Here is a 6,524-nt window from a genome sequence, read left to right as displayed (position 1 = left end):
TAAGCAAAGTCTTTGCTGCGGCAGGCGAGGACGTACAAGTCATTGCAACGCCAGCAAGCGGCAAGCGTCTCAAGGCAGGAACGCTGAAGTATACGGCAAGTTTGGTAGAAACAGTGATGAGCGGCACGAGCTTCACAATGCCGTCAGGTGATGTGACTGTAACGGCACAGTTCGAGGATGTGCCTCCGACCGTATACAGTATCACGGTTGGCAGCGACATCATAGGCGGAACTGTGCAAGTAGACAAAGTCTCTGCTGCGACAGGCGAGGACGTACAAGTTATTGCAACACCAGCAAGTAATAAGCGTCTTAAAGCAGGCACACTGAAATATACGGCAGGTTTGGTAGAAACAGTGATGAGTGGCACGAGCTTCACAATGCCGTCAAGCGATGTGGTGGTAACGGCCGAGTTCGAGGATGTGCCTCCGACCGTATCGATTACTTCCATCTCCGTAAGCGGTGCAGGTGGTATAAATGCGATCACGAGTCAGGGTGGTGCGCTGCAAATGCAGGCTACCGTGTTACCGGCGGTTGCGAACGGTCAAGTCACTTGGAGCGTTCGGGAAGCAGATGGGGTCACGGAAACTGATAAAGCGACGATAACGTCCAGCGGCTTGCTCACTGCGGAACAAGACGGCGTCGTGAAAGTTGTGGCATCCGCGACGGATGGCAGCGGAATGCAAGGTTCCAGTTATGTTGTGATCAGGGGTCAGACACCGGTGCAGACCGACGTGCCTCACACGACGCTGATGGGAGCAGCGGCGGTACAAGCAGGAGCTTCGTTCTCGACCAATTTCGGCTTAACAAATGTCACGAACAGCGTATCTTCCTCTGTATATGCGGCGGACATACTATTAAGCTTTGATGCGAATGCGGTTGAATTTGTATCCGTAGATGCATTGAAATCCGGATTTGCTGTAGTTGAAACGAAGAAAGATGTACCGGGGCAAATTCGCATTATCGCGGTTAGTGAAGGTGAAGCGGGTGCAATCACAGCAAGCGGAGATGTATTCAAGATCAATTGGAAAGCGAAGCCGCTGGCTTCTTCCACTACGACTAACCTGGCACTGACCAAGGCAGCACTTTCTAACGCACTGGGCCAAAAGATGGATGCTCCGCTTGCTAATCTAACGCTTTCTGTAACGGCGGCTGTAGCTGTAGATAAGACAACGTTGCAGACGGTCTTGGGCTTGGCACAGTCCATCTATGACCGCACAGTAGAAGGAACGCAAGCTGGACAATTTGCAGCAGGTTCCAAAGCGGTGCTGCTAGCTGCGATCCAAACGGCTGCTGCCGTGGGCGCGAACCCAGCGGTTACCCAACAGCAGCTGGCTAATGCGGCTAATGCGTTAAACCAAGCGATACAAACGTTTAATCAGCAGATCATAACCGTCTTCTCCCCAGGAGATGTCAATGGAGATTATGTCATTGATATTGGCGATTTAGGCAAAACAGCGGCACAATACGGAAAAACTACGGCCAGCAGCGATTGGAATGCGGCGAAAGATTGCGACTTCAATCATGACGGCAAAATTGACATTATCGATGTAGTGAGTATTGCTAAACTGATCATGCAATAACGATTAAGGTGAAACGGAGAGAGAGAAAGGCTGAAAAACTTCTCTCTTTCCAATGCTAGTTAAAAAGAAGTGTGCCACATGCGGCATCTCTTCAATTAGTAAGCTAACCAAGTTGTTACGCTAACGGAAAACGAGAACTCAATAATCCAAACGAAAAGGCAGCCGACTAAAACCGGCTGCCTTTTCCCCGCAAACGGGAGGATAATGTAGTGAAAAAGAACCTTTATAGAGGTGTCATTTTGAAAATGACTCTATTCAGGCGTTATTATTTCCAGTAAGTCTTTGAGGGAGCCAGAGGCAGCAAGGCGGATTGGAGCTTGGTCGTAGACGTCTAGCGTTAAGGCTCATTATCTGAAAGCCCTAGGCTAAACGAAATAAATTCACGCATGGCGTAAGATACATAGTGATCCTTAGGCCAAATGATAACTAAATCCCACGGTATGGAAGGCTCTATTAGAGGTAAAGTCAGAACCTCGGGACTGGTGATTTTGCTGCAAATGGTCTCGGGAACGATGGAGATGCCTGCCTTTGATGCTACCATCTCGGCCAACAGGTCCCACTGTGAGCTTTCATAGACAACGGAGGGCTCGAATCCAACGGTTCGACAGGCATGCATCACATGATTTCGGACCGCATAGCCGCTGGGAAACAGAATAAAGGGTTCACTTCTAAGCTGCAGTAGGGACACACTGGATTGCTTTGCGAGCGGGTGCTCACGATGGATAATAAGAGCTAACTTTTGATACATAAAAGGCAGGGTTTCAAAGGCGGACGTATCCACGGGTCCTACGACGACACCAAGATCCAGCTTGCGGTTATGAACAAGGCTTTCTACATGTTTAGCGCCTTCTTCGACAATTCGAAAATGAATGCCGGGATGCAAGGTTTGGAATTTCGCGATCACGCGCGCAAAGAAAACGGAGCCGACTACCGGGGGGAGCCCGATGGTAATGGTTCCTTTTTTTAGGTTGGCCACATCGTCCAATACGAGATGAAGGTCTTGAACGGCCTGCATGATGACCCCGATTTGCTGAACGGCGGCCTGCCCGGAGTCCGTCAATTGGACATACTTGCCGGAACGGTCAAATAAAGTGGCACCCAGTTCCTCTTCTATATTTTTCACCATTTTGCTAAGAGTAGGTTGGGTAACGTGAAGGGCTTCGGCGGCTTTGGTAAAGTTCATATGTTTAGCAATCTCAAGCAGGTATTGCAGCTGACGGATATCCAAGAGATCATCCCCGACCTATAGCTTATTTTCATCAATGTGATTCCAAATATGAATTTTACCTTGCGAGAATCTGCATGTAAACTAAAAGAGAGTGAAACATTTCCAATTTCATTACATTTCAACAAGTCTGAAAGCGCTTTATTTCCATGCGTATCTCGCTCGCGATCCTATTATCCATATTTAATCATTCACGCTGGAGGTTAACGCAATGACAAGGTTTTTGGAAAATAGAGTGGCGTTGATAACAGGCGCTGCAAGCGGAATTGGTCTGGAAATCGCTCGCACTTACGCGCGGGAAGGAGCCAAGGTGGTCATTTGCGACATCAATGGCGAGCAGGCGAATCTGGCTGCGCAAGATCTACAGCAAGAAGGCTATGAAGCCATAGGGATCAAGTGCGATGTAACGCAGGAGCCGCAATTTGTTCAAGCGATAGAAGAGGTGATTCAAACCTATAAACGATTAGACATTCTCGTGAATAATGCGGGGCTGCAGCATGTGGCTCCCATTGAGGAATTCCCTGTGGAGAAGTTCAATTTCATGCTCCAAGTGATGTTGACGGGCGCTTTTATCGGCATTAAACATGCGTTCCCGATTATGAAGGATCAAGGCTTTGGACGGATTATTAATATGGCTTCGATTAACGGCATTATTGGATTTGCAGGCAAAGCAGCCTACAACAGCGCCAAGCATGGACTTATTGGCTTAACGAAGGTGGCGGCACTCGAAGGCGCTGCCCACGGCATTACGGTGAATGCCTTATGCCCGGGTTATGTCGATACGCCGCTAGTGAGAGGGCAGCTACAGGATTTAGCCAAAACGCGGAACGTTCCTCTGGAAAGTGTTCTGGAAGAAGTCATTTATCCATTGGTTCCACAAAGACGCCTTCTGGCCGTAGAGGAAATTGCGGATTACGCGATGCTCATTGCCAGCGATAAACTGCGGGGTGTAACGGGAGCGTCGCTGTTAATCGACGGAGGGTACACGGCGCAGTAGAGATGAAGGAGATAAAGGAGATGAATCAGCATGAGCAAGCTATATTCTTCCATGGAGGAAGCTGTAGCGGACATTCGCGACGGAGCTTCGTTAATCGTTGGCGGCTTCGGGCTTTGCGGAATTCCGGAGAATTTGATTGCGGCGCTTGAGAAGCAAGGAACCAAAGATTTATGCGTAGTGAGCAACAACTGCGGGGTCGATGATTGCGGGCTTGGATTGCTGCTGGCGAACAAACAGATCAAGAAAATGATCTCCTCCTATGTGGGAGAAAACAAAACATTTGAGCAGCAGTTCCTGAGCGGAGAGCTCGAAGTGGAGCTCGTTCCGCAAGGAACGCTTGCCGAAAGAATTCGTGCAGGCGGTGCCGGAATTCCTGGCTTTTATACGGCTTCAGGCGTAGGCACTTTGGTTGCAGAAGGCAAAGAACACAAAGAATTCGATGGGCGCACTTACCTGCTCGAAAAAGGGATTGTCGGCGATTTTGCCTTGGTCAAAGCTTGGAAAGCTGACCCGCTGGGAAATCTCGTTTACCGCAAAACATCGCGCAACTTCAATCCGCTGGCTGCAACAGCCGGGAAAGTGACGATCGTTGAGGCGGAAGAAATTGTACCGTTAGGCGAACTGAACCCGGACGATATTCATACGCCAGGTATTTATGTGCAGCGGATTGTGAAGGGTGCGTCTTATGAAAAACGGATCGAGCGACTTACCGTTCGCAGCATGGAGGCAGTCCGATGAAAAATGATCGTCTAACCATTATCAAAAGCGCCGTCGAGGAAATAAAAGAGGGCATGTATGTCAATTTAGGCATTGGCCTGCCTACACTGGTGGCCAATTATATTCCCCCGGAAATGACGGTTATGCTGCAATCGGAAAATGGGCTTTTGGGCATTGGTGCTTACCCTTATGCAGGAGAAGAAGATCCGGACTTGATTAATGCCGGCAAGGAAACGGTAACGGCTGTGACGGGCGCGTCCTTTTTTGACAGCGCGCAATCTTTCGCTATGATCCGAGGCGGCCATATTGATTTAGCGATTCTTGGCGGTATGGAGGTCGCGGAGAATGGGGATTTGGCGAACTGGATGATTCCCGGAAAAATGGTGAAAGGGATGGGTGGCGCCATGGACCTGGTCAATGGGGCCAAAAGGGTCGTAGTCATCATGGAACATGTGAATAAATCGGGTGAGTCCAAGGTGAAAAAGGCCTGCACCCTGCCTTTGACAGGCAAGGGAGTCGTGAATCGTCTGATCACGGATCTAGCTGTGTTTGATTTTACAGAGGCGGGCATGGTGTTAACGGCTATCCAGCCGGGAGCTACGATGGAAGAGGTTGCAGCCAATACCGAGGCGCAGTTTACGAGCAGCCCTCTTCTGCAAAGCAAACTTCAGATGAGCAAAGGAGATCGTTATGAATAGAGAAGTCGTTATTGTTAGCGCAGTCCGTACAGCTATCGGCAGCTTCCAGGGAACACTGGCGGACATATCTGCTCCGCAGCTCGGCAGCACGGTTATTCAAGAGGCTTTAAAGAGGGCAAATCTAGCCGACAGCCAAGTTGACGAAGTTATCATGGGGAATGTGCTGCAGGCCGGACTTGGGCAAAACCCGGCCAGACAGGCTTGGCTCAAGTCGGGGTATTCGCAGTTCGTACCGGCCTTGACGATTAACAAAGTCTGCGGCTCCGGCTTGAAGTCCGTCATGCTGGCCGCACAGTCCGTGAGCCTTGGCGATACCGAGATCGTCGTGGCGGGCGGTATGGAAAATATGACGCAAGCGCCATATCTCCTTCCTGGGGCTCGATCGGGCTTGCGGCTGGGCGATAGCACGATGGTGGATTCGATGATGAAAGACGGGTTATGGTGCGCGATGTGCGATATCTCTATGGGCATCACGGCTGAGAATATTGCCGAGCATTATCGTCTTTCACGCGAGGAGCAGGACGAATTCGCTGCGTGGAGCCAGCAGAAGACGGAGCATGCCATCGCATCAGGCAGATTCAAGGATGAAATTGTGCCTGTTGCCATCCCGCAAAGGAAAGGCAACCCGGTGCTGTTCGCGCAAGACGAGTTTCCCCGTTCAGGTACGACGGCTGACATTCTTGGCAAGCTTCGCCCGGCTTTCAAGAAAGAAGGCACCGTCACGGCGGGGAACGCTTCCGGCATTAACGACGGAGCGGCTGCTTTAGTCGTCATGTCTGCGGATAAGGCTAAGGAGCTTGGGCTTAAGCCTTTGGCTCGAATTAAGGGCTATGCGAATGCGGCCTTAGATCCGTCTATGATGGGCATGGGACCGGTCGATGCCGTTCGCAAACTGCTAAGTAAAACAGGCGTGCCCTTGGACAGCGTCGATTTATTCGAGCTAAACGAAGCTTTTGCTTCGCAGTCTTTGGCCGTTGGCCGTGAGTTGGGCGTTGCGAACGACAAATTAAATGTCAACGGCGGATCGATTGCCCTTGGGCATCCGATCGGTGCCAGCGGAGCCCGTATTCTGGTTACGCTGCTGCATGAGCTGGACAAAAGAGAAGGCAAGCTGGGTATGGCGGCTTTGTGCATTGGCGGCGGGCAAGGCGTAGCAATGTTGGTCGAGCGGGGATAGCGTGCAGGCAAACGGCAGTTTGGAACAAAGCCGAGCAGCCTCTGCCGTGTAACTCGTTTGTAACCCTTAACCTGTTTACTTAGAGTAAACAGGTTAAGGTGCTGTATAGAAGCAGCAAGCAGGAGGAATG

The 6,524-nt window shown here is 50.5% G+C and carries 6 protein-coding genes; 5 read left to right on the top strand and 1 reads right to left on the bottom strand.

Features of this window, described 5'->3' with window-relative positions:
* The coding region (locus GC097_RS10445; protein ID WP_246294106.1) for an InlB B-repeat-containing protein at positions 1-1,580 on the top strand (1,580 nt) is incomplete at its 5' end.
* A gap of 337 nt (positions 1,581-1,917) precedes the next feature.
* Here the strand turns inward: GC097_RS10445 and GC097_RS10440 are convergent.
* Positions 1,918-2,808, bottom strand: coding sequence for a LysR family transcriptional regulator (locus GC097_RS10440; protein WP_171683253.1), 891 nt, complete (start codon positions 2,806-2,808; stop codon positions 1,918-1,920).
* Between the two features lie 208 nt (positions 2,809-3,016).
* Between GC097_RS10440 and GC097_RS10435 the strand changes: the two genes are divergently transcribed.
* The 4 genes from GC097_RS10435 to GC097_RS10420 are packed head-to-tail and all read left to right on the top strand — an operon-like array spanning position 3,017 to position 6,394.
* Positions 3,017-3,802 carry a 3-hydroxybutyrate dehydrogenase gene (locus tag GC097_RS10435; protein WP_171683252.1) on the top strand — a complete coding sequence of 262 codons (786 nt, stop codon included), beginning with the start codon at positions 3,017-3,019 and terminating at the stop codon, positions 3,800-3,802.
* 30 nt (positions 3,803-3,832) lie between these two features.
* On the top strand, positions 3,833-4,540 hold the full coding sequence (locus GC097_RS10430; RefSeq protein ID WP_171683251.1) for a CoA transferase subunit A: 708 nt from the start codon (positions 3,833-3,835) through the stop codon (positions 4,538-4,540).
* Complete coding sequence (locus tag GC097_RS10425; protein ID WP_171683250.1) at positions 4,537-5,217, top strand: 3-oxoacid CoA-transferase subunit B; 681 nt, start codon at positions 4,537-4,539, stop codon at positions 5,215-5,217. Before GC097_RS10430 ends, GC097_RS10425 begins: the two co-directional genes overlap by 4 nt.
* Positions 5,210-6,394, top strand: a complete 1,185-nt coding sequence (locus tag GC097_RS10420) for an acetyl-CoA C-acetyltransferase (RefSeq protein WP_171683249.1) — start codon at positions 5,210-5,212, stop codon at positions 6,392-6,394. Before GC097_RS10425 ends, GC097_RS10420 begins: the two co-directional genes overlap by 8 nt.
* Positions 6,395-6,524: the final 130 nt, after the last annotated feature.

The organism is Paenibacillus planticolens (genome assembly GCF_013141725.1).
GTDB classification, from domain to species: domain Bacteria; phylum Bacillota; class Bacilli; order Paenibacillales; family NBRC-103111; genus Paenibacillus_E; species Paenibacillus_E planticolens.
The sequence above is the reverse complement of the archived record's forward strand: the minus strand, read 5'-3'. Positions and strand labels throughout refer to the sequence as shown.

Coding starts and splice junctions, on each gene's coding strand:
- GC097_RS10435 (WP_171683252.1), top strand. CDS start 3,017: ATGACAAGGTTTTTGGAAAATAGAGTGGCGTTGATAACAGGCGCTGCA.
- GC097_RS10430 (WP_171683251.1), top strand. CDS start 3,833: ATGAGCAAGCTATATTCTTCCATGGAGGAAGCTGTAGCGGACATTCGC.
- GC097_RS10425 (WP_171683250.1), top strand. CDS start 4,537: ATGAAAAATGATCGTCTAACCATTATCAAAAGCGCCGTCGAGGAAATA.
- GC097_RS10420 (WP_171683249.1), top strand. CDS start 5,210: ATGAATAGAGAAGTCGTTATTGTTAGCGCAGTCCGTACAGCTATCGGC.